At 67.9% G+C, this 22,688-nt stretch carries 24 protein-coding genes; 15 read left to right on the top strand and 9 right to left on the bottom strand.

What is annotated here, in order from left to right; translation table 11 throughout:
- Positions 1-121: 121 nt before the first annotated feature.
- Together MRAB57_RS11795 and MRAB57_RS11800 are read left to right on the top strand one after the other, a co-directional pair.
- Positions 122-814 (top strand): M15 family metallopeptidase, encoded by a 693-nt coding sequence (locus MRAB57_RS11795; protein ID WP_425436807.1) that lies wholly within the window; start codon positions 122-124, stop codon positions 812-814.
- Positions 815-873: 59 nt separating this feature from the next.
- Positions 874-1,683, top strand: coding sequence for a methyltransferase domain-containing protein (locus MRAB57_RS11800; RefSeq protein ID WP_077087706.1), 810 nt, complete (start codon positions 874-876; stop codon positions 1,681-1,683).
- Between the two features lie 2 nt (positions 1,684-1,685).
- Here MRAB57_RS11800 and MRAB57_RS11805 read toward each other — a convergent pair whose 3' ends face one another.
- Positions 1,686-3,224, bottom strand: coding sequence for an amidase (locus MRAB57_RS11805; RefSeq protein WP_077087707.1), 1,539 nt, complete (start codon positions 3,222-3,224; stop codon positions 1,686-1,688).
- 49 nt (positions 3,225-3,273) lie between these two features.
- Complete coding sequence (locus tag MRAB57_RS11810; RefSeq protein ID WP_077087708.1) at positions 3,274-4,098, bottom strand: SDR family oxidoreductase; 825 nt, start codon at positions 4,096-4,098, stop codon at positions 3,274-3,276.
- 69 nt (positions 4,099-4,167) lie between these two features.
- Here MRAB57_RS11810 and MRAB57_RS11815 point away from each other — a divergent pair, with 69 nt between their 5' ends.
- The 5 genes from MRAB57_RS11815 (at position 4,168) to MRAB57_RS11835 (ending at position 8,731) form a co-directional block, all read left to right on the top strand.
- Positions 4,168-5,745 carry a methylmalonyl-CoA mutase family protein gene (locus MRAB57_RS11815; RefSeq protein WP_077087709.1) on the top strand — a complete coding sequence of 526 codons (1,578 nt, stop codon included), beginning with the start codon at positions 4,168-4,170 and terminating at the stop codon, positions 5,743-5,745.
- Positions 5,746-6,171, top strand: a complete 426-nt coding sequence (locus MRAB57_RS11820; RefSeq protein WP_077087710.1) for a cobalamin-dependent protein — start codon at positions 5,746-5,748, stop codon at positions 6,169-6,171.
- A complete protein-coding gene (locus MRAB57_RS11825) occupies positions 6,156-7,112 on the top strand; it encodes an LLM class F420-dependent oxidoreductase (protein WP_077087711.1) in 957 nt (318 codons plus the stop codon). The genes MRAB57_RS11820 and MRAB57_RS11825 overlap by 16 nt, the downstream gene beginning before the upstream one ends.
- Complete coding sequence (locus MRAB57_RS11830) at positions 7,109-8,149, top strand: CaiB/BaiF CoA transferase family protein (protein ID WP_077087712.1); 1,041 nt, start codon at positions 7,109-7,111, stop codon at positions 8,147-8,149. The genes MRAB57_RS11825 and MRAB57_RS11830 overlap by 4 nt, the downstream gene beginning before the upstream one ends.
- 114 nt (positions 8,150-8,263) lie before the next feature.
- Positions 8,264-8,731: a hypothetical protein gene (locus tag MRAB57_RS11835; RefSeq protein ID WP_077087713.1), complete on the top strand. Its 468-nt coding sequence runs from the start codon at positions 8,264-8,266 to the stop codon at positions 8,729-8,731.
- Here the strand turns inward: MRAB57_RS11835 and MRAB57_RS11840 are convergent.
- Both MRAB57_RS11840 and MRAB57_RS11845 read right to left on the bottom strand, forming a co-directional pair.
- Positions 8,728-9,036 carry a DUF4286 family protein gene (locus MRAB57_RS11840; protein ID WP_077090560.1) on the bottom strand — a complete coding sequence of 103 codons (309 nt, stop codon included), beginning with the start codon at positions 9,034-9,036 and terminating at the stop codon, positions 8,728-8,730. The two genes, MRAB57_RS11835 and MRAB57_RS11840, sit on opposite strands and share 4 nt — an antisense overlap.
- Before the next feature lie 18 nt (positions 9,037-9,054).
- The gene (locus MRAB57_RS11845; protein WP_077087714.1) at positions 9,055-9,390 is read right to left on the bottom strand and encodes a 2Fe-2S iron-sulfur cluster-binding protein; all 336 of its coding nucleotides are present in this window, start codon (positions 9,388-9,390) and stop codon (positions 9,055-9,057) included.
- 152 nt (positions 9,391-9,542) lie between these two features.
- On the opposite strand from MRAB57_RS11845, the gene MRAB57_RS11850 reads away from it, so the two are divergent.
- Genes MRAB57_RS11850 through MRAB57_RS11865 form a run of 4 tightly spaced genes read left to right on the top strand, consistent with a single transcriptional unit; the run spans position 9,543 to position 13,685 of the window.
- The gene (locus MRAB57_RS11850) at positions 9,543-10,958 is read left to right on the top strand and encodes a class I adenylate-forming enzyme family protein (protein WP_077087715.1); all 1,416 of its coding nucleotides are present in this window, start codon (positions 9,543-9,545) and stop codon (positions 10,956-10,958) included.
- Positions 10,936-11,841: an acyl-CoA dehydrogenase family protein gene (locus MRAB57_RS11855; RefSeq protein WP_077090561.1), complete on the top strand. Its 906-nt coding sequence runs from the start codon at positions 10,936-10,938 to the stop codon at positions 11,839-11,841. The genes MRAB57_RS11850 and MRAB57_RS11855 overlap by 23 nt, the downstream gene beginning before the upstream one ends.
- Complete coding sequence (locus tag MRAB57_RS11860; protein WP_077087716.1) at positions 11,828-12,916, top strand: acyl-CoA dehydrogenase family protein; 1,089 nt, start codon at positions 11,828-11,830, stop codon at positions 12,914-12,916. The genes MRAB57_RS11855 and MRAB57_RS11860 overlap by 14 nt, the downstream gene beginning before the upstream one ends.
- A 1-nt stretch (position 12,917) precedes the next feature.
- A complete protein-coding gene (locus MRAB57_RS11865; protein ID WP_077087717.1) occupies positions 12,918-13,685 on the top strand; it encodes an enoyl-CoA hydratase/isomerase family protein in 768 nt (255 codons plus the stop codon).
- 37 nt (positions 13,686-13,722) lie between these two features.
- On the opposite strand, the gene mbp1 is transcribed toward MRAB57_RS11865, so the two are convergent.
- The gene (gene mbp1 / locus MRAB57_RS11870) at positions 13,723-13,965 is read right to left on the bottom strand and encodes a microaggregate-binding protein 1 (protein WP_077087718.1); all 243 of its coding nucleotides are present in this window, start codon (positions 13,963-13,965) and stop codon (positions 13,723-13,725) included.
- Positions 13,966-14,062: 97 nt separating this feature from the next.
- A complete protein-coding gene (locus MRAB57_RS11875) occupies positions 14,063-14,947 on the bottom strand; it encodes a proline iminopeptidase-family hydrolase (RefSeq protein WP_425436808.1) in 885 nt (294 codons plus the stop codon).
- Between the two features lie 215 nt (positions 14,948-15,162).
- Here MRAB57_RS11875 and MRAB57_RS11880 point away from each other — a divergent pair, with 215 nt between their 5' ends.
- The 3 genes from MRAB57_RS11880 to MRAB57_RS11890 all read left to right on the top strand — a co-directional run bounded on the left by MRAB57_RS11880 (position 15,163) and on the right by MRAB57_RS11890 (position 18,272).
- Positions 15,163-16,302: a thiolase family protein gene (locus MRAB57_RS11880; RefSeq protein ID WP_077087720.1), complete on the top strand. Its 1,140-nt coding sequence runs from the start codon at positions 15,163-15,165 to the stop codon at positions 16,300-16,302.
- The gene (gene meaB, locus MRAB57_RS11885) at positions 16,302-17,186 is read left to right on the top strand and encodes a methylmalonyl Co-A mutase-associated GTPase MeaB (protein WP_077087721.1); all 885 of its coding nucleotides are present in this window, start codon (positions 16,302-16,304) and stop codon (positions 17,184-17,186) included. Before MRAB57_RS11880 ends, meaB begins: the two co-directional genes overlap by 1 nt.
- A 162-nt stretch (positions 17,187-17,348) precedes the next feature.
- The gene (locus MRAB57_RS11890) at positions 17,349-18,272 is read left to right on the top strand and encodes a thiamine pyrophosphate-dependent enzyme (RefSeq protein ID WP_216823737.1); all 924 of its coding nucleotides are present in this window, start codon (positions 17,349-17,351) and stop codon (positions 18,270-18,272) included.
- On the opposite strand, the gene MRAB57_RS11895 is transcribed toward MRAB57_RS11890, so the two are convergent.
- On the bottom strand, positions 18,265-18,918 hold the full coding sequence (locus MRAB57_RS11895; RefSeq protein WP_077087722.1) for a response regulator: 654 nt from the start codon (positions 18,916-18,918) through the stop codon (positions 18,265-18,267). The genes MRAB57_RS11890 and MRAB57_RS11895 overlap by 8 nt on opposite strands.
- Positions 18,919-19,031: 113 nt before the next feature.
- Between MRAB57_RS11895 and MRAB57_RS11900 the strand changes: the two genes are divergently transcribed.
- A complete protein-coding gene (locus tag MRAB57_RS11900) occupies positions 19,032-20,264 on the top strand; it encodes a sensor histidine kinase (RefSeq protein ID WP_077087723.1) in 1,233 nt (410 codons plus the stop codon).
- On the opposite strand, the gene MRAB57_RS11905 is transcribed toward MRAB57_RS11900, so the two are convergent.
- Both MRAB57_RS11905 and MRAB57_RS11910 read right to left on the bottom strand, forming a co-directional pair.
- A complete protein-coding gene (locus MRAB57_RS11905; protein WP_077087724.1) occupies positions 20,257-21,870 on the bottom strand; it encodes an FAD-dependent oxidoreductase in 1,614 nt (537 codons plus the stop codon). The two genes, MRAB57_RS11900 and MRAB57_RS11905, sit on opposite strands and share 8 nt — an antisense overlap.
- Before the next feature lie 14 nt (positions 21,871-21,884).
- A complete protein-coding gene (locus tag MRAB57_RS11910) occupies positions 21,885-22,562 on the bottom strand; it encodes an IclR family transcriptional regulator (protein WP_077087725.1) in 678 nt (225 codons plus the stop codon).
- Positions 22,563-22,688: the final 126 nt, after the last annotated feature.

Here is a 22,688-nt window from a genome sequence, read left to right on the forward strand (position 1 = left end):
CGATCGGCTATGGTGACGCAAGTCACTTTGCGGCGTTACGGGCCGCCTCGCGAAAGGCGGATGAACGCCGTCCTTAAGGCGGCAATCGAACGCGAACCGCGACAATGGGCGGATGCGTGCGATGCGGCGGTTCCTTGCGCTGGCGGTGGCCGTCGGCTTGATCGCGGTGTGCGGCCCCGGGGCGGCACAGGCCGGCCCCGACGTGCCACCGGTGAGCGACGCGGCGCACGCCGCCGGATTCGTCGACGTTCGAACCGTGGTGCCCGACGCCATCATCGACCTGCGTTACGCGACGACCAACAACTTCACCCACACCCAGTTGTATCCGTCCGACGCCCGATGCCTGGTGCACCAATCCATGGCGTCCGGACTCGCCACGGCGGCGACCGCGCTGCGGCCGCAGGGCCACGTCTTGGTGTTCTGGGACTGCTACCGCCCGCACGACGTCCAGGTCCGGATGTTCAACGTTGTCCCCAACCCGGCCTGGGTGGCGCGCCCGGGTCAATACGCGCACAGCCACGAGTCCGGGCGTTCGGTCGACGTGACATTCACTGCGGTGCAACAGCAATGCCCGCCCGAGCGGCAGGTCGCCGGGCTCTGCGTGGCCGACATGGGCACCGACTTCGACGATTTCTCGCCGCGGGCAACGGCATTCGCGACGCAGGGGGTCAGCGCCAACGCGCAGGCGAACCGGGCACAGCTGCGCGATGCGATGAAGTACGGCGGGCTGTCCGTGTATTCGGGGGAGTGGTGGCATTTCGACGGGCCCGGCGCCGGCGTCGACCGCCCGATCCTCAACGTCCCGGTCGATTGAGCTATTTCAAATAGTGAGACACCAGTTTCATATTCTGGCGCAGGCGCTAGGCTGGCGTGATGAACGAGCGCTCGGCCTCCTACACCCACGGACATCACGAGTCGGTGCTGCGGGGCCACCGGCGACGCACCGCGGCGGATTCGGCGGCCTACCTGTTGCCCCACCTGACGGCGGGGCTGTCGGTGCTCGACATCGGGTGCGGCCCGGGAACGATCACCGCCGATCTCGCCGCCCGGGTCGCCCCCGGGGCGGTGACCGCCGTCGACCAGGTCACCGACGTTCTCGACGTGGCCCGCGCCGAGGCCGAGAGCCGCAACCTGTCCAACGTCTCCTTCGCGACCGCCGATGTGCACCGGCTCGAATTCCCGGACGGCACTTTCGATGTCGTGCACGCCCACCAGGTCCTGCAGCACGTCGCCGATCCGGTGCGGGCGCTGCGAGAGATGCGCCGCGTGTGCCGGCCGGGTGGAGTCGTCGCCGCGCGCGACGCCGACTATGCGGGCTTCATCTGGTTCCCGCAACTGCCGGCGCTGGACCTGTGGCGCGACAGCTACGAGCACGCCGCCCGCGCCAATGGCGGCGAACCGGACGCGGGCCGGCGGCTGCTGTCCTGGGCGCTGGAAGCGGGCTTCGACGACGTCGTGCCGACCGGCAGCCTGTGGTGCTACGCGACACCCGCGGACCGCGAGTGGTGGGGCGGAATGTGGGCCGACCGCATCCTGCACTCGGCGATTGCGCGCGACATCGTGCGCTTGGGCCTGGCCACCGCCGCGCAACTCGAGGAGATCTCCGCGGCGTGGCTGCAGTGGGCCGCGGCACCGGACGGCTGGATCGCGATACCGCACGGCGAAATCATCTGCCGCGCTTAACTTTATGCGGCGGCGCCCGGCGGGCTCGGAAAGCCCCCGCACAGCGCTTCAAAGGCATCGGCCAGCTTGAGCACGGTGGCATCGTCGAATCGCTTGCCCACGAGCATCATTCCGACCGGCAGGCCGTCGACGAGGCCGGCCGGCACCGAGACGGCGGGATGGCCGGTGATGTCCATGGGCGCGGTGTTGCGCGCCTTGCCGAGGGCCGACGCGAGCAGCGCGACCTCCTCCGGGCCGCCCTGCGGCAGCGTGCTGGCCGTGCCCGGCACGGTCGGCATCGCCAGCACGTCGTATTGGTCCAGCGCGTCGTCGTAGGCCGCGCGCACATGCGGTACCAGATTGCGCGCCTTGGCATAGGACACGCCGCCCAGCGCGCGCAGGCCGTGATGGCCGCACAGCGCCGTCGCCTTGACGGTGCTGGCGAATCGGTCGGCGTGGGCGACGCGCTGCCTTGCGAAGTGCGCCATGAGTTCCGGGTCGTACAGCCCGTCGGCGCCCAGGCCGTAGCCGTTGCCGTCCAGCATCTGATAGGCCGTGCCGTCGGTGATGATCACGGTGAAGACATGCAGGGCGGCCAGGTGCATGGGCACGCTGACTTCGCCGGTCGTGCAACCGATTTCGGTGAAGCGCCGGGGGGCGGCGCGGACCAGGTCGTCGGCCGCGGCCAGCGAGCCGGGCTGGCCGAAGCCCTCGGTGAGCAGGCCGATGCGCAGGCCGGCCACGTCGCCGGTGAGTGCGGCCCGGTAGTCGACGGCGTCGAGGGCCCCGGGCTGGCGCGGGTCCAGGCCGTCGGCCCCGGCGAGCACCGTGAGCAACAGGGCGGCGTCGGCGACAGTGCGTGTCATGGGGCCGAGGTGATCGATCGTCCGCTCGATCGGGAAGGCACCGGTGTAGGGGACCAGCCCGTGCGTCGGCTTGTGCCCGACGACGCCGCACAGCGCGGCGGGGATGCGGATCGATCCGCCCTGATCGCCGCCCAGGGCCAGCTCGACCTCGCCCGCGGCCACCAATGCCGCACTACCACTGGACGATCCGCCCGCCTCGCGATCGGGCGCCCACGGGTTGCGCACCGGCCCGGACGCGGAGGTGAAGCTGGAGCCCGAGCAGCACATGTCCTCGCACACGCTCTTGCCCGCGATCGTTGCGCCGGCGGCGAGCAGGCGCTCGACGACCGTCGCGTCCCGGCTGGGGACGAACCCCTCGACGGCCCGCGACCCGTTCATCATCGGGACGCCGGCGACCGCGATGTTGTCCTTGATCGCCACCGGCCTGCCCGACAGCGGGCCCTCGGCGCCGGAGGCGATCGCGGTAGTGACGTACCAGGCGCCCAGCGGGTTGGCGTCTGGCTTCGGGAATGCGTACGCGCGTTCGGGGGCCTGCGGTTTGGCGAGCCGATCGTAGAGCTCGTCGACCACGTCGTAGGCCTTCAGCGAGTGCCCGACGAAAGCCTGGTAGCCCCGCTGCTCGTCCGCGTCGAAGTGAAAGCCGAAATGCCTAGCGGCCGAGTCGATATCAGCCGCCGATGGCCTGGACACCGTCATGTCGACCTCCGTCGTGGGCCGTGACCTGCGCGTCCGAGCAGCTTAGCGCTCAGTCCAGGAAAAGGTCTCCAATGGGCTGGTCCCCACCGCCGTAGCGGGACAGGTCCGAAACACCGCTGGACCGCAGCAACTCCGAGTCGATGTGGCAGTCGCCGGTGGCTTCGCGCGCGGGCCGGGAGACGATCTCGACCGCGGCATCGCCCATGATCTCCGGGCTGCGCGACGACTGGGCCAACCGGTCACCGTCGGCCATGTTGGCGACCGCGGAGGTGGCGATGTAGGTCTCCGGCCACAGGCAGTTCACGCCGATGCCGTCGTCGGCGAATTCCGCCGCCCAGCCCAGCGACAGCAGCGTCATGCCGTACTTGGACAGCGTGTAGGCCGGGTGCGCGCCCAGCCACCGGGGATTCAGGTTGATGGGCGGCGAGATGGTCAGCACGTGCGGGTTGGCCGACTTCTGCAAGTGCGGCACGCACGCCTTGGTCAACAGGAACGTGCCACGCAGGTTGATCTCCTGCATCAGGTCGTACTTCTTGGCCGACAGCGTGGGCGTCGGGTCCGTCGCGATGGCGCTGGCGTTGTTCACGCAGACGTCGACCCCGCCGAACCGCTGCACCGCGGCGTCGACCGCGCGCTGCACGTCCTCTTCGTTGCGCACATCGCCGACCACGGCCAGCGCCTTGCCGCCCGCGGCCTCGACCTCACCGGCCGCGGTGTGCACCGTCCCGGGCAGGCGGGGGTGCGGGGTGTCGGTCTTGGCCAGCAGAACCACGTTGGCGCCCCGCTTGGCCGCCGCGATCCCGATCGCGAGGCCGATGCCGCGGCTGCCGCCGGAGATCACCACGGTCCGGTCGGCGAACTCTTTGTTAACCATTTGTCTCCTTTGGCCTGGTCAAGTAGGCGGTATTGGCATTCTCTTTTTTTGCAAGTACGTTATTCACCGATGGATAATACGGCCCACACTCCGTCTGGTATCCCGCTGCAGCCCGTCTACGGGCCGGCGGATGTAGCCGCGGAGCCTCCGCAGCCGGGGGAGTTCCCCTTCACCCGGGGTAACTTCGCGTCCGGCTATCGCGGCAAGCTCTGGACGTTCCGGCAGTACTCCGGGTTCGGCACCGCCGAGGAATCCAATCGCCGCTACCGCTACCTGCTGGAGCAGGGCGGGACGGGGCTGTCGGTCGCGCTGGACCTGCCCACCCAATGCGGCTACGACTCCGACGACCCCGAGTTCGGCGAGGAGGTGGGTCGGGTCGGCGTCGCCGTCGACACCCTGGCCGACTTCGAGATCCTGTTCGACGGCATCCCGCTGGACAAGCTCAGCACGAGCATGACGATCAACGGCACGGCCGCGATCCTGCTGGCGTTCTACGTCGCCGCCGCCGAGAAAAAGGGGATTCCGCGGGCCAAGCTCACCGGGACCATCCAGAACGACATCCTCAAGGAATACGCCTCGCGCGGCACCTGGATCTGGCCGCCGGAGCCGTCGCTGCGGCTGATCGCCGACACCATCGAGTTCTGCGCGGCCGAGGTGCCGAGGTTCAACGCGATTTCGGTGGCAGGGGCGCACTTCCGCGATGCCGGGGCCAACGCGGTGCAGGAGATGGCGTTCACCCTGGCCGACGGGGTGACCTATTGCGACACCGTGGTGGAGCGCGGCCGCATGACCATCGACCAGTTCGCGCCGCAGATCTCGTTCTTCTTCTATACCCACGGCGATTTCTTCGAGGAGATCGCGAAATACCGTGCGGGACGGCGCCGTTGGGCGACGATCGTGCAGGAGCGGTACGGGGCGACGACGGCTAAGGCGGCAATGTTCCGCTTCGGCTGCGTCTGCGGTGGCGCGTCGCTGTACGCCCCGCAGGCCCACAACAACATCGTCCGGGTGGCCTACGAGGCGATGGCCGCGGTGCTCGGCGGTGTCCAGTCGATGTTCACCGCGGCGTGGGACGAGCCGTTCGCCTTGCCCACCGAGGAGACCACGACGCTGGCGCTGCGCACCCAGCAGATCCTGGCGCACGAAACCGGCGTGGCCAGCGTCGCCGACCCGCTGGGCGGCTCCTACTTCGTCGAGGCGCTCACCGATGCCACCGAGGAGCGCATCATCGAGATCATGGCCGACCTCGAACGCCACGGCGGGATGGTGCACGCCATCGAGGACGGCTACCTGCAGGGCCTGATCGCCGACGAGGCCTTCAACCTGCACCACGACGTCGAAGACGGCACCCGGCCGGTGGTCGGGGTCAACCGGTTCGTGACCGAGGAGCCCGAGCACGACGTCGTCACGTATGAGCTCGACGCCGAGGGCCGCGATCTGCAGCTCAAGCGTTTGTCCAAGGTCAAGGCCGAAAGGGATTCGGCCGCAGTGGAATCCACGTTGGCTGCGTTGTCGCGGTCGGCCGAGGGGGACGACAACCTGATGCACAAGTTGATCGACTGCGCCAATGCCTACTGCACGGTCGGGGAAATGGTCTCCGCGCTCAAGGCGGTATGGGGCGAATTCCAGCAACCGGTGGTGTTTTAGATGACAGCTCGCATTCTCGTCGCCAAGCCCGGCCTCGACGGGCACGATCGCGGCGCCAAGATCGTCGCCCGGACCCTGCGTGACGCCGGCTTCGAAGTCATCTACACCGGCATCCGGCAGCGCATCGAGGACATCGCCTCCATCGCGGTCCAGGAGGACGTCGCCGTCGTCGGCCTGAGCATCCTGTCCGGTGCGCACCTGGCGCTGACCACGCGCACCGTCGAGGCGTTGCGGGCCGCCGATGCCGCCGACATCGCCGTCGTCGTCGGCGGGACGATCCCGCATGCCGACGTTCCCAAACTGCTTTCCGCCGGTGCCGCGGCGGTGTTCCCCACTGGGACGCCGCTGGAGAACCTGGTGCGCGAGATCCGCGTACTGACCGGCACCCCCGAACCGGCATTGGAGGAACCGTGCGCGTCGGAGTGATGATCGGCGCCGAGCGTGGCGACATGGCCCGCAAGGTGGACAAGCTGGCCGCCGACATCGAATGGGCCGAATCCGCGGGGCTGAACACCGCGTGGATGCCGCAGGTGCCCAACGACTTCGACTGCCTGACCATGGTGTCGCTGATGGCCGCGCACAGCTCGCGCATCGAGCTGGGCACCGCGGTGGTGCCGCTGCAGGCCCAGCACCCGATCGCCCTTGCCCGGCAGGCCCTTTCGGCCCACGCGGTCGCCGGTAACCGGCTGGCGCTCGGTGTCGGGCCGTCGCACCACTGGATCGTCCGCGACATGCTCGGGCTGCCCTACGAGAAGCCGGCGGCCTACACCCGCGACTACCTTCAGGTGCTCAACGAAGCGATCGCCGGGCCGGGAGACGTTGACGTCGAGAACGATTCGTTCACCGTGCACAACCCGATGGCCGTCGGGGCCGACACCCCGATGCCGGTGCTGGTCGCCGCGCTGGGGCCGGTGATGCTGCAGATCGCCGGCGAGCTCGCCGACGGGACCGTGTTGTGGATGGCCGACGAGCGCGCGATCGGCGATCACATCGCGCCCAAGATCACCAAGGCCGCCGCGGATGCCGGCCGGCCCGCGCCGCGCATCGTCGCGGGTATTCCGGTATGCCTGTGTGAGCCTTCGCGGGTCGACGAGGCCAAGGAACGGGCCAACCGCATTCTGGGCGAGGCCGAGGTGTCGCCGAACTATCAGCGCCTGCTCGACCGCGGCGATGCCCGCGACGTCGGCGACCTGTGCGCGGCCGGCGACGAGAAGCAGATCCTGGCCCGGATGCGCCGATTCGCCGACGCGGGCGTGACCGACCTGTCGGTGCGGCTGCTGCCGATCGGCGAGAACCGCGACGAGCTCGTCGCCTCCAAACGCCGTACCCGCGAAATGATCGCCTCGCTCGCAGCGGAATTGCGTTGACTGACAGCAACACCGGGCCGCTGGCGGGGATCAAGATCCTCGAGGTCGGCACCATGCTGGCGGGGCCCTACGCCACCATGCTGCTCGCCGATCTCGGTGCCGAGGTCACCAAGATCGAGCCCGCCGGGGGCGAGATCTCCCGCAGCGTCGGCGCCACCTACTTCGCCAGCCTCAACCGCAACAAGTCCAGCATCTGCCTGGACCTGAATTCCGAAGCGGGACAACAGCGGTTGGGCGAGCTGGTCGCGGATTCGCACGCGCTGCTGGTGAACCTGAAGCCGTCGGCCATCCGCCGGCTGGGCCTTACTTACGACGAGCTGCGCCGGCACAACGAGCGGATCGTCTGTGTCGCGATCACCGGCTTCGGCCTGTACGGCGGCGACGATCCGGCCTTCGACTACGTGGTGCAGGCCGGCGTCGGCACCGCCGCCCTGACCGGTGACCCGGACGGCCCGCCGACGCTGCCCGGTTACTCCTCGGCCGACAACTCCACCGGAATGACCGCGGCGCTGGGGCTTTTGGCTAAGATCGTCTCCGGCACCGGCGGGCAGGTGGACGTCTCGTTGCGCGATGTCATGCTCTCGCAGCTCAACTACCACGCCTCGGCCTACCTCAACAACGGCGTCGTGCCACAGCGCCGCCCCTATGGGGCGCACTCGTATTACGTTCCGGCTCAGCTCTTTCCGACCTCCGACGGATATCTCGCGCTGTTCATCACACACGACGGATTCTGGAAGTCGTTCGCCGCCGAGGCGGGCGTCGGCGGCTTCGAGACCATGGCCGAGCGGGTCGCCCGCCGCGACGAGGTGCTGGCCGTCGTCACCGCGATGCTGGCAACCGACACCGCCGCCGGATGGGAACGACGGCTACGCCCGCTCGGTGTCCCGGCGGCCGCCGTCCGGATCCTGCCCGAGGCGCTCGAGGCCACGCCGGAAGTTGTGGTGACGGCCGGCGAGTTCCGGCTCGTCGGCAGCCCGATCCACATCTCCGGCTATCAGCCCGAGTACCGCCCGCCGCCCGAGCTGCCGCAGTGCTAGCGCGCGGCCGGGGGTGCTTCTCGTCGAGCGTGAAACCACTTTCACGTTCGGACTCGAGCGTGAAGTCACCTTCACGTTCGGCCATAACGTGAGTTCGATCCAGGGGGAAGCGCGGTGAACGTAGCGGACGTCATCGACAGCCATGCCGGTCGAGCGCGCACGGTGCTGCAATACAGCCTGATCACCAAGCGATTGGTTGACGAAGCGAAGAAACCTGGCTTCTCCGTTGATAGTTGGGCACCGTTGGCCGAGCTGCTCGCCACCGACGAGTTCGAGCGCGTTGGCGCCTTCAAGGAGGTGATGACGTGGTCGGATTACGTCAACTTCCTGACAAACTGGGCCATGTCGTCGGAGTGGGAATGTTCTTTCAAGCGCATCACCGAGAGCGACGGCCGGGTGTTCCTCGAACTCGAGGAGCGCAGTAAGGTCGGCGATTTCAGCAGCGTCGTCAACTCCCTGTCCGTGTACGAGTTCACCGATGAGGGCAAGATCCGTCATATCGACATCTACCTGCAGATGGAACCCCTGCAACCCGAGATGCTGAAAAGCTTCGAGGCAAACCCGCCGGCCGCGAAGGCTTAGGCCTCGGTGGTCGTCTCGAGCAGTCGGGGGATCGGCGCCGGGTCCAACTGCAGGGCATCCGACATGTGCAGCTGCCCGGCGTTGGCGACCATGCCATCCAAGATGGCCTGCAGATCGTCGCCCTCGATCTCATAGATGGCGACGTACGGGCCGTTGCCGTCGACCGGACGCAGCCGCCGCGCCGAGACGAAACCGTCGAGCGCCACGAGCTCGCCCAGGTGGACTTCGTCGTACCAGGTGTTGTACTCCTGCTCGCGCTCGGGCGAGCTGGGATAACTCTTGACGAAAATGATGCCCTTGGCCATCGCCGCCACCTCTCGGGACTATTCGTAGCGCACCGTGATCGAGTCCGTGTCCGGTACACCCTGGCACGTCAGAATGTAGCCGTCGGCCACCTCGTCGTCGTCCAAAGCGTCGTTGATCCGCATGTTCGCGTGGCCCTCTTCAAGCCGGGCCATGCAGGTGCCACAGTTGCCGGCCTCGCAGTTGAACGGCGGGTCCAAGCCGGCACGGCGGGCGGTTTCCAGGAGCGTCTCGCCGGGGACCAGCGGCACCTCCACCTTCTTACGTTCGAGGTAGATGGTCACCTTGCCGGCGCCGGCCCCGTTCAACGGTTCTGCCACCCGTGCAGTCTCCTCGATCATCGTGTGACGGCGCATGTGGGAACACTGCGAGTCCGCGGGCCACCGCTGACTACCAACGCCGTACTTGCATTCTTCACTCTAGAGAATACTATTCTCACTAATCGATAGGATCTTCTCAGGACTGTGCGGATGTCGGGTCAGCCGGGCCTGCCAGGAAAGGACAGGACGTGACCGAGCCGGCCGCGCTCGCGTTCGAGGAACGGCAGTACAGCCTGCCGCAGCTCGACGCGCTGGCCGACGGACTCGCCGCCAATCTGGCCAAGGCCGGACTCGCCGCAGGTCAACGCGCCGCGGTCATGGCATCCAACCGGCCCGAGTTCGTCGCCGCCCTGCTGGCGATCTGGCGGCTGGGCGCGACGGTCGTGCTGATCAGTCCGGCGTGGAAGCGCGACGAGGTCGACCACGCGCTGGGGCTCACGCAGCCGTCGCATGCCATCGGCGACCACCCGGTACTGGCGGACCTGATGCCGATGCTGCACCTGGACGAACCGATCACGCCCACGGAGCCGACGCCTAGGTCGCTGCCGCCCCGCGCCGACGCGGTGCTGGTGTTCAGTTCCGGCACCACCGGACTGCCCAAGGCCGTCCGGCACACGCACGCGGCGCTGCACGAGGCCGTGCGGCAGTGGCGTGAGGCACTGCAGCTCACCCGCAGCGACCGAATCCAGATCGTGACGCCGCCTTCGCACATCCTCGGCCTGCTCAACATCCTCACGGTGCTGCGGACCGGCGCCTGGATGCGGCTGCACCCCCGGTTCGACATCGACCGGATGCTGCAGCACATCGAAAGTGACCGCATCACAATCGAAATGGCGGTCGCCCCCATTGCGCTGGCCATCGCCTCGCATCCCACGCTCGAGTCGTTCGACCTGTCCTCGCTGCGCTACATCATGTGGGGCGCCACACCGGTAAGCGCCAGCGTCGCCGAAACCGTCACCAAGCGGACCGGAGTCGGCTGGCTACCCGCTTACGGCACAACGGAATTGCCCGTCATCGCGTGCAATCCGCTGGACGGGCCCCGGCTCGATTCGGTCGGCCGCTCGGTGGCCGGCGTGGACATCCGCGTGATCTCGTTGCAGACCGGCGAACCCGTCGCTCCCGGGGAGATCGGCGAGATCCAGGCGCGGTCGGACACCTTGATGGCCGGCTACCTGCCGTCCGAGGCGACCGCGGAGGTCATCCACGACGGCTGGTACCGGACCGGGGACGTCGGCTGGCTGGACGTCGGCGGGTGGCTGCGGATCACCGACCGCCTGAAGGAAATGATCAAGGTGCGCGGCTTCCAGGTTGCGCCGGCCGAAATCGAAACGGTGTTGCACGGCCACCCGGCCGTGAAAGACTGCGCGGTGTTCGGCGTTCCCGACGGAATCAACGGGGAAGCGGTCGTCGCAGCGGTCGCGATTTGCAGCCCCCTGGACGAGGAGGCGGTCGCCGCCGACCTCACCGCCCGCGTGGACGAAAGGTTGGCGTCCTACAAACGCCTGAGCCGGGTCGTCTTCGTGCCCGATATTCCGCGCCTGCCGTCGGGCAAGGTGCTGCGCAGAGTCTTGAAGGAGCGCTATGGATGTACGACTAACAGCTGAACAACAGCTCTTACGCGACGCGGCCGCGAAGCTGGGCGACGACCTGGGGCCCGGCGCCGTCCAGGATCTGGACGACCAGGGCCGAATCAGCCGTCTGGACAGGCAAATTGAGGCGACGGGCTGGCGGACGCTGCGTTCCGACGAGGCTTCCGGCGTCGAAGTGGCGATCGTTACCGAGGAATTCGGCCGCCGTCTGGTCGACGCGCCGTTCCTGGGCCCGGTCCTGGCCGACGATTTGGCGCGCCACGTCGCAGCCGACGCGGGGGGACTGACCATCGCGGTCGACGATCGCGCGATCGACGCCCGCGGCTACCAGCGGGCCTTGCAGCTCTCCGGCACCACGGTGCTGGCGTTCGACCTGGGCACCCCGGGCGTTGGGGTGGATCTGACCCGCGCCGACGCCGAGCTCACGGGTTCGCCGACCGAGCTCGGCCAGGTCTCGGAAGACGTTGCGGCCCAATGGCATGCGCTCGCGCTGGTGGCCACCGCGGCGGATCTGGTCGGGGTCGCCCGCGGCGCCCACGCCGTCGCCTGCGACTACGCGAAGATCCGTGAGCAGTACGGCAAGGCGATCGGTTCCTATCAAGCCATCGCGCACCTGCTGGCCGAAAGCCTTGCGCTGATCGAGGGTTCGATCAGCGTGCTGCGCCATGCCGCATGGGCGGTCGACGAGCTGTCCCCCGCCGAAGCGACTCGGGCCGCCCAGATCGCCAAGGTCTACTGCGCGCGCGCCACCCGAACCGTCTGCGAAACGGCCATTCAGGTGCACGGCGGCATCGGCAACACCTGGGAGTGCGTGGCACACGTCTATCTGCGCCGTGCGCTGACATCGACCGAGCTATGGCCGGTCGCGTTGAAGGAGATCGATCTTGGACTTTCGTGACTCATCCGACGAGGCGGCCTTCCGGGAACGGTTGCGCGCCTGGCTTTCCGCGCATGCCAAGGAGTTCTCCGGATCCGGCGACGAGTATTGGGCCCGCATGGCCGACTGGCACCGCGCCCTGTACGAGAACGGTTTCTTCGGCCTGTCCTGGCCGCGCGACTGGGGCGGGCAGGACCTGGCCCCCGTCTACGACGTCATCGTCGACGAGGAGCTGGTGCGCGCCGGCGCTCCGCCGCGCCCCAGCGTCGGCTACCTGGTCTACGGCATCGGCCACCACGCGAACGACGAACTGCGAAAGCGCTTCCTGCCGGGCATCATCAACGGAACCGAGCGCTGGTGCCAGGGCTTCAGCGAGCCGGGTGCCGGCTCGGATCTGGCGTCGCTGACCACCACCGCCCGTCTCGACGGCGACAACTATGTGATCAACGGGCACAAGATCTGGACGAGCTACTCCGACGTCGCGGACCGATGCCTGCTGCTGGCGCGCACCGACCCCGAGGCCAAGCGGCACCGCGGCCTGTCGGCGTTCGTTCTGGACATGAAACAGGCTGGGGTGCAACAGCGCCCGCTGCAGATGATCAACGGCGTCACCAACGAGTTCGGTCAGGTGTTCTTCGACGATGCCACGGTGCCTGCCGACCGCATGGTCGGCGCCCCCGGTGACGGCTGGGCGGTGGCGATGACCGTCGTCGGGCACGAGCGCGAGCCATCCACGCTCGGCTACGCGGCCCGCTACGGCAAGCTGGTGCGAGAGCTGTTGTCCCGCAACGACGGCGAGGTTTCCGAAGAGCTGGCATGGGCCGCGGTTCAGTCGGACATGCTGACGCATCACGTGCGGCGGCGGCTGTCCGAACAGCTCGACGGCGTATCGCACGGGTCGGAGGGGTCGCTCGACAAGCTGCTGATGACCTGGGTCGAGCAATCCGTCGGGCATGCCGCGTTGGCGGTCACCGGGACCCGCGATCCGGACCTGCTGAGCGCATATTTGTACAGTCGCGCGCAAAGCGTCATGGGTGGCACCTCACAGATCCAGAAAAACATCATCGCTTCACGAATCTTGGGATTGGGAGTCTGACGTGTACGACATGCCTGACGAAATCGACGTCCGTGCCGATGGTGCATTGCGCATCATCACGCTGAACCGGCCGGATTCGCTCAACTCGGTCAACGACGACCTACACTCCGGGCTCGCGCGGATCTGGCAGCGGCTCACCGATGACCCCAGCGCCCGCGCGGCGGTGATCACCGGCGCCGGCAGGGCATTCTCGGCGGGCGGCGATTTCGGCTACCTCGAAGAGCTTGCGAACGACGCGGATCTGCGGGCCAAGACCATTCGCGACGGGCGCGAGATCGTCCTGGGCATGGCACGATGCCGAATTCCGGTGGTAGCGGCCGTCAACGGCCCCGCCGTCGGGCTCGGCTGCAGCCTGGTGGCGCTCAGCGACCTCGTCTACATCGCCGAGGACGCCTACCTCGCCGACCCGCACGTGCAGGTGGGCCTGGTCGCCGCCGACGGAGGGCCGCTGACCTGGCCGCTGCACATCAGCCTGCTGCTGGCCAAGGAATACGCGCTGACGGGAACCCGCATCAAGGCGCAGCGGGCCGTCGAGCTCGGCCTGGCCAATCACGTGGCGGCCGATCCGGTCGCGGAGGCTATCGCCGCCGCGGAGAAGATTTTGAAGCTGCCGCAGCAGGCGGTCGAAAGCACCAAGCGGGTGCTCAACATTCACCTGGAGCGCGCGGTGCTGGCCAGCCTGGATTACGCCCTTTCGGCCGAGAGCCAGTCGTTCCTGACCGAAGACTTCCGGGCCAACGTCGCCAAGTTCAACGCGGCAAAGAACTGAGCCGCGAGATCGCGGCCCAGTCCTCTACCGTGGGTGACTAGCTCTTAGCGGCGGCCTTTTCGCGGGCCTCGGCCGTCTTCTCGGCGCCACGCGCCGCCTCGGCCTGGGCCTCCTTCTTGGCGACGTCGCGCTGCGCCTTCGCCTTGTCCTGCTGCGCGCGGCCTTCCTTGCGAAGACTCTCGTTGTTCAGCAAGATGCCGGCGATTTCCTTGGTCTTGCCGATCGCGTCCTCGATGACGCCCCGGACGCCTTCTACGAGTCCATTGTCGCGGTCACTCATAATGGCTCCCCCTTCAGTCAGTTGACGGACTCTAGACCCGTACCCAAAGAGCCGGGCGTGGCAATCGTTTTAAACGACCGCAAAGCTGTGGCGTCGGTCACCCTGGCAGCTGACCAGCGTCGACGCCGTCGTGGGCCCGCAGAAAGTCGCGCATCACTTCGTCGAACCGCGCGGGCTCCTCGATGAACGGCATGTGCGCGCTCGACTCGAACAACTCGAACCGCGATCCCGCGATGCGCTGGTGCATCGCAAACATGTGTTCGGGCGCGCATTCGTCGAACCTGCCTGCGACGACCAGGGTCGGCAGCGCGATCTCGCTCAATCGGTCGAACACGTCCCACCTGCTGATGGTCCCCACGATGTGAAAGTCGCTCGGCCCGAACATCGTTTCGAAGATCTCGGGGCCCATTCGCCGGAATGCGTCCTCGAGCTCGGCGGGCCAGGGGCGCAGGCGGCAAAGGTAGGTCTCGTTCCAGGTGCGGATCGCCGCCTGGTATTCGGCGGAGTAGGTGGTGCCCGCGGCTTCGTGGCGATCGATGGCCGCTTGGGTCGCCGGATCGAGCTCAGATTTCAAGCGCGCCACCATCTTTGAGAATTCCGGTATGGAAGCGATGCTGTTGGAGATGGTGAGGCTGGCGACGCCCTCGGGCGCGTCCAGGACATACTGCTGTGCGAGCATGCCACCCCAGGAATTTCCGAAGATGTGAAAACGGTTGAGTCCCAGCTCCTTAACCACCGCGTCCAGCTCGGCCACCGAACGAGGCATCGTCCACAGCGTCGGGTTCGACGGGCGTTCGGAGTTACCGCAGCCGAGCTGATCCCAAAAGATCACCTCGCGTTCATCGGCCAGCCGCTCCAGCGAGCGGATGTAGTTGTGCGGCAACCCCGGGCCGCCATGGACCGCCAGCAGCGGGCGGCCGCGGCCACCGCCGACGCGCTTGAACCAGACGTTTCCGCCCGGGACCGCGATCGTCCCCTCCACCTGGGTCATGGTGGGCCGTGCCTCCTGATTGATCGGTGAGCAGACGCAGAATCGCACAGTTGGGTGCCGTTATACGCGATTCTGCGTCTGCTCGCCGATCGAGGCCGTACCGGCGTCCTTGCAACTCACGCTCTCGGCCTGAGAGAATAGTGTTCTCATGTACGTGCGGTCTGCTCTCAAGTGCCGCAGCATGCCCGCCGAAGTGGAGAAGAACCGTGCCCGAAGCCGTCATCGTGTCCGCCCTACGCACTCCCATCGGAACCGCCCGCAAGGGAACGCTGCGCGATACCAACGCCTATGACCTCGCGAATCACGTGGTGTCCGAGGCGGCGGCGGACCTCGACCCGGCGCAGGTCGACGACGTCATCCTGGGCGAGGGGCTCAACGGCGGCGGCGTGATCGCCCGCCACGCGGCGCTGACGGCCGGCCTGACCCAGGTGCCCGGCCTGGCCAACAACCGGCACTGCGCCGCCGGCCAGGCCGCAGTGCAGAGCGCGGCGGCCAGCATCCGCGCGGGGATGGACGAGCTGATCATCGCCGGCGGGGTGAACTCGGCGTCGACGTCGCCGCGGTCGCGGCTGCAAGTCGGCGAGGACTGGGTCGACTGGTTCCCGCCGACCCACCCCGACCGTCCCGACGCCCCCAACATGGACATGTCGATCACCGTGGGATGGAACGCCGCGGTCAAGGCGGGCGTCAGCCGCGAGGAGATGGACGCCTGGGCGCTGCGGTCGCACCGCAACGCGATCGCCGCGATCGACGAAGGCCGCTTCAAAGAGGAGATCGTTCCCATCCAAACGCCGCACGGGCTGTTCTCGGTCGACGAGCACCCGCGCCGCGACACCACCATGGAGAAGCTGGCCGGGCTCAAGCCGCTGCACCCGGAGATCGAGGGCTTTTCGATCACCGCCGGCAACGCGTGTGGCGCCAACGACGGCGCCGCGGCCCTGACGATCGCCAGCGACCGGCTCGGGCTGCCCGCGCTGGCCACGGTGCGGTCCTGGGCGTCCGTCGGCGTCGACCCCGCGATCACCGGCTTGGCTCCGGTGGACGCCATTCCGAAAGCCCTTGCCCGCGCCGGGCTTTCGGCCTCTGACGTGGACCTTTTCGAGATCAATGAGGCCTTCGCCGCGATGTGCGTGGCCACCATCAAGCTGCTCGAGCTGGATCCGGACAAGGTCAACGTGAGCGGCAGCGGCTGCTCGCTGGGGCATCCGGTGGCCGCCACCGGGGCCAGGATGCTGGTCACCCTGGTGCACGAGTTGCGCCGGCGCGGCGGCGGAATCGGCGTCGCGGCCATGTGTGCGGGCGGCGGAATGGGCTCGGCGACAGTCATCGAGGTTCCGGCCCCCTAGTGTCCACATCCATCGCCGACCTGATTGCGGGGGCGCGCAACGGATCCCAACGCGCGGTGGGCCGGCTGCTGAGCCTCGTCGAGGGTGAGCGCCGCGACGAGGTGCTCGCCAGCGTCGAACCCGCGCCGGTGCTCGTCGTGGGGATCACCGGGCCACCCGGCGCGGGCAAGTCGACGACGATCGCTGTGCTGGTCGGCGCCTACCGCGAGCGGGGAAATCGGGTGGCGGTGCTTGCCGTCGACCCGTCGTCACCGTTCAGCGGTGGCGCGCTGCTGGGCGATCGGATTCGGATGGCCGCCCACATCAACGACTCCGACGTATTGATCCGGTCGGTGGCAAGTCGGGGTCATCTCGGCGGGCTGGCCGCCGCGGTGCCCGCCGCCATCACCCTGCTGGGCGCGATCGGTTATGACGTGGTCCTGCTCGAAACGGTCGGCGTCGGCCAGTCCGAGATCGAGATCGCCGCGGTCGCCGACCCGACGATCGTCATTCTCAACCCCGGCGCCGGCGACGCGGTGCAGGCCGCCAAGGCGGGCGTGCTGGAGGTCGCCGACATCGTCGCGGTGAACAAGGCCGACCGCGACGGGGCCGAACAGACCGTCCGGGACCTGCGGGCCGAAACGTCGGCCCCGATCGTCAGCCTCGTCGCCGCCCGCGGAGAAGGGGTGGCGGAGCTGGTGGCCGCCATCGACGACCACCGCCGCACCGACAGCCGGGCCCGCAGGCTGGCCCGCGCCCGGGCGCAGATCCTGTCCCTGGCGCAAACCCGCCTGCGGACGCGACCCGACCTCGACCGGCTTGCCGAGGCGGTGGTGGACGGGCGCGATAACCCCTATGCGGCGGCCGATCGCCTGCTCTCACCCCCCGCTGACCTGCAGGATTGACATCGGCGTCGGAAAACCGGCGGCCCCCCTTGTCCCCCGATCGGGGGACACCAACATTCATCACTTTTGCCATCCGATCGGCGGAGTTCTGTCCAGCTAATTCGTCATACCTTTTGGTGGTGCCCATAGCGGACACATCGCGACGAGTTAGGAGAGCGGCAGATGACTTCCACCACTGAGCAGTCGACGGCACTTCTGAGCGAGCAGCTGGAGCTGTACCGGCGCATGTGGGTGTTGCGTCTGGTCGACATGGCGCTGCAGGACCTGCGCATCGACGGTCTGATCAAGGACCCGGTGCAGGCCGCGTTCGGCCAAGAGGCCGTGGCGATCGGCGCGACCGCCGCGATGCGGCCGGGCGATGCCCTCACGACGAGCATTCCCCACGTCCTGCACGCCCAGCAGATCGGCCTGGCGATGCCGCTCGGCCCGAGCATCGGCGAGCAGATCGGCGCGGGCCGGGATGCGGACTGCGGTTACGAGGAGACCCCGCGCGAGGTCAAGCGGGGCGGCGAATTGTGGTCATCTGCAAGCGCTCTGCAGCGGTCGGCGCTGCGCGCCGTGGGTCAGGCCTACGCGAACTGGCTCTCCGAAGAAGGTCGGGTCACCCTCTGCGTCATCGGCGAGCACGAAGTGAACTCCGCCGACTTCGCCGAAGTCGTCAACGCGGCGGTGTTGTGGCGGCTGCCGGTGGTGTTCGTCGTCGAGAACTCGCGCGGTGCGCGCGGCGAGATCGAGGACGGTGTCCTGCAGGAGCTCCTGGGGATGCCCGTGTGGTCGGTCGACGGCAATGAGGTTGGAGCGGTTCGGAACTCGGTCGCGAGTGCGCTGCGGCGTGCGAGCGCCGACGAAGGCCCCACCCTGGTGCGCGCGGTCACCAACCCGTTCAACAATGTCGGCAAGGTCGACCCGTTGGTCACGACCAGGGACCACCTGATCGCCAGCGGCGTCAGCGACGCCCACCTGTACGAAGTGGAGCGCCGAGCCCGCTACCTGGTAGCCGAGGCCGAGGTCTTCGCGAAGGCCACGCTGGTCGGCCAGGCACCGGAGTCGGTGCGGCAGCCCGAGGAATGGCCGGCGGCTAGTTGAGCAGGCCTTGGCGCATAGCCTCGGCAACGGCCGCCGCGCGATCGCTGACCCCGAGCTTTTCGTACAACCGCTGAACGTGCGTTTTCACCGTCGACGGCGCAACGAATAGCTCACCGGCTATCGCAGGGATGCTTTGACCCCGGGCTATCAGATTGAGCACCTCGCGCTCCCGTGCACTGAGCACGGGGGCGCTCGGTGCTGCGCGGTGCCGGATCTCGGCGGTCAGACCGCCCACCAGCGCGGGCGCCACGACGTCCTGACCCTGCGCGACGTCGAGCACCGCCTTGACGATTTCGGCGCGGGTCGAGTCCTTCAGCAAGAAGCCGGACGCGCCCGCCTGCAGCGCCTGATACACGATCGCCGACTCGTCGTGCGCCGAAAGCAGCAGCACCCGGGTCGGCAACTCCTGGCTGCGCACCGCCGCCGCCACTTCGCCGCCGTCCATGCCGGGCATCCGAAAGTCGAGCAGCGCGACGTCGGGCCGGTGCTCCTTGATGAGCTCGAGGGCCGCGGCTCCGTCGTCCGCCTCGCCGACGACGGTCACCGAACCGCTCGAGGAGAGCGCGCGCACGACGCCCTCGCGGAAAAGCGGGTGGTCGTCACCAACAACCACACGCACATTTTCGGGCGTTGCTGCGCCGGACATGGCGGACAGTTTAGCGGTACGCCGCAAAGGGGAAGTTGGGAGTTCCGGACTTGCTGATTCGCAATTTCTCAAGTTACCTCGGGGGAGGTGGCGCCGATGAGTACGGTGATCGGGTGACGGAGATCGGCGACGCAGAACTGCAGCGCACGCGCAGGGGGCATCAGCTGCGTTCGTACCGAATCGCCGCCGTGATCCGCATCGGCGTGGTCGGACTCATGCTCACCGCCATGGTCATTGGCACCCGCCGGTATGAATGGCCCCGGCAAAGCATTTTGATCGGCCTGTACGCGGGTGTCGCACTCTTCGCTTTGGCGCGGGCATTTTCCCCATTCGCGTGGCTCGGGCGGGGGCGGCTGGTCGGGATCGGCCGGCTCGAGCCCTTCGGTTTCACCATCGTTGACGTCGTGGCGTTGACGGTCTTTCAGGTGTTGTCCACCGACGGCATCGATCCGTTGCTGATCATGATGCTGCTGCCCATTTTCATCGGCCTGGACGTCTCGTCGCGGCGGGCGGCGGTGGTGCTGGTCTGCTCGATGGTGGGGTATCTGATTGCGGTGCTTGAAGATCCGTTGATGCAGGACGAATTCGGGCTCGACGAGACTCTGTTTCGATTTGCGCTCTACGCCGGCCTGTGCGGCACGGCATACATGGCCGTCCGCATCGAGGAGCGGCACACGCGCTCGATCGCCGGCCTGAGCGCGCTGCGGGAGGAATTGCTCGCCCAGACGATGACCGCGTCGGACGTGCTACAGCGCCGCATATCGGAGTCCATCCACGACGGACCGCTGCAAGACGTGCTGGCCGTGCGCCAGGAACTCGTCGAGCTCAAGCACGCCTTCCCGGGCGACGAGCGTGTCGAGCGGGCGCTGGCCGGGCTGCAGACCGCCTCACAGAGCCTGCGGCAGGCCACTTTCGAGTTGCACCCGGCGGTGCTGGAGCAGGCCGGGCTGGGTGCCGCCGTCCAGGAGCTGGCCTCCTACACCCAGCGGCGCTCGGGCATCGAGGTTTCCACCGACATCGACTATCCGATCCGCGACGAGAACGACCGGATCGTCTTCGGAGTGGTGCGCGAACTGCTCTCGAACATCGTGCACCACTCGAAGGCCAAGCACGCTTCGGTGACGCTCGGAGTCAACGAACACAAATGCGTGCTGGACGTGACCGACGACGGGGTGGGATTCGACGCCGACACCATGGCGCGCCGCCTGGGCGAGGGCCACATCGGGTTGGAGTCCCATCGGACCCGGGTGGACGCGGCCGGCGGGGTGTTCCTCATCCTCGACGAACCCGTGGGCTCCCACATCTGCGTGGAAATGCCGCTGAAGCCGGCGCACCCCGCTACTTGAGATCGACCGACTTCCCGGTCGCCGCTGCGTGACCCGCACGGTAGCCGAAAACCATTGCCGGGCCGATGGTTCCACCGGCACCGCCGTAGGCCCGCCCCGTCGCACCGGCCATCGCGTTTCCCGCGGCGAATAGCCCCGGGATCGGCTCGCCGCTGACGTGCAGCACCCGCCCATCGTGATCGGTGCGCGGCCCGCCCTTGGTACCCATCGCGCCGATGGACACCGGCACCGCATAGTACGGCGCGGTATCGATCGGCCCCAGGGTCTTGCCGGCGGCCGTGGTGGCGGTGTCGTCGCCCCAATAGCCGTCGTACGCACTGGAACCGCGCCCGAAGTCCGGATCCGCGTCCTGCGCGACATGGCGGTTCCACTCTTCGACCGTTCGGATGAGGCCCTCTGCGTCGATGCCGGTCTTGGCGCCCAGCTCGGCGAGATCAGCGGACTCGCAGAACCAGTCCGGAACGGGGTCCCCGGGCGCGATGCCGAGAAATCCATAGCGCTGCAAGTGAACTGAGTCGAATACCATCCAGCCGCGATCGTTGACGTACCCGCCGCGGGGATCCAGGTAGTGGAACGCCCCGGCCATGGAGTTGTAATCGCAGGCCTCGTTGACGAATCGATGCCCGGCCTGGTTGACGATGATGCTGCGTGGGCGGGTGCGCTCCAGCCGCACGCTGCGGCTGCGTTGCCTGCCCTCGATGCTGTCGCCGGGGATCTGCACGATCGGCACCCACCACGCCTCGCCCATGTTGGCCAGGTCCGCGCCGTGTGCCATCGCCATGCGCAGCCCGTCGCCGGTGTTGTTCGGCGGCGACACCGGGCCGTGCATGGGGCCGCGCAAGAACGCCTGCACCAGGTTGGGATCCCACTCGAAGCCGCCCACCCCCAGGACGACCCCGCGGCGCGCGCGCACGTTGATGTGCTTGCCGGCCAAGCAGATACGTACGCCGGTGATTTCCCCGCCCTCGGCGATGAGTTCCTCGGCGGTGGCGTCAGTGTGCGGCGTCACGCCGGCGTCGAGCAATCCCTTGAGCAGGCCCGCGATCAGCGCGGTGCCCGCGACGCACAGGTCGCTGCCTTCGTCGACCGTCACATGCAGGCGTGCGCGGGTCTCGGCATCGATACCGACGTTGGACCAGTCCGCGGGAAATGACGTGATCCGCTTGCCCCACTCGCCGAGCTGGTTCAGGTCGAACGGCCCCGCGCTCAGCGACCGGCCCCCGGTCGGCTGCCCACCCGGTAGCTCCGGTCGGTAATCGGGGAATCCGGTGGCGACCTCGAAGCGCAGGGGGCTGTGTCCCTCCACGAATTCCAGCATCGTCGGGCCGGTCCGCACGAACGTCTCGACCAGATCGTCATCCATCTGGCCGAGGGACTGCGCCCGCAGGTATCGCAACGCGTCGGCTTCCGTCAATTCGCCTTCGGGAGAACGGTTGTGGGCCGGAATCCACACCACGCCGCCGGAGACCGCGGTGGTCCCGCCGACCGTCGGGGCCTTCTCGTACACCGCCACAGAAGCGCCGGCGGACAACGCGGACAGCGCCGCGGTGAGCCCGGCGCCGCCACTGCCGAGCACGACGACATCGACTTCGGAGTCCCAAGGCATGGACGGCTATCCCTTCAGCTCAGTAGCTCGGTCAACTGCTTTGCGGCGGTGAGCACCGCGTCTTTTCCACGCAAGACGACGTCCTCCCGATGGGAGATCAGGTTGATGCAGGTTGGTGGGGAGGGCGCTTGGCGATGCACCGACACGGCCAACCCGTACGTATTCGGTTCAATCTCACCGTATGTCGTCACCCAGCCGCGCTCGCGAGCGCGCGAGACGAGGCTGCGCTCGTCCGGGCGCGGCGGCATGCTCGCCAGCAACGCGATTCCGGCGGCGCCGCGGTCCAGGGGATAGCGACTGCCTTCGTGGAAGGAGAGTTGGTATGCGACATGGCTCGGCACGATCACCGCGACCGCCACCTGTTGATCGCCCTCGGCGACGAGCAGGGAGACCGTGGTGCCGAGCTCGTCGGCCAGGGCGCGCAGCGTCGGCAGGCTCAGCTGGCGCACGTTGCGGTCGAAGGAGGCGCCGAGCACCGCCAGCCCGGCGGCCGGCCGATAGCGCCCGTCCTCGCCCTTGGCGACCAGCCGGAATTGGGACAGCGTCGACAGCAGCCGATAGGCGATCGTGCGGTGCACCCCGATCTGGTCGGCGAGCTGCTGCACCGTCAGGCCGGTCGGAGAGGCCGCCACTATTTGCAGCGCGGTGATTCCCCTGGCCAGCGTCTGGGAGCCGGTGCCCGAAGCCGTCACAGTCTTGACAGACCTCCATGTCGAGAGCGAAGCTCTAATATATAACGCACGTACATGTGCGATATTCGCACACGAGGTAAGTCTAAATCGAGAACCGGATTTCCACCAGAGGCAGGCAGAGAGCAA

The organism is Mycobacterium rhizamassiliense, assembly GCF_900157375.1.
Lineage (GTDB): Bacteria > Actinomycetota > Actinomycetes > Mycobacteriales > Mycobacteriaceae > Mycobacterium > Mycobacterium rhizamassiliense.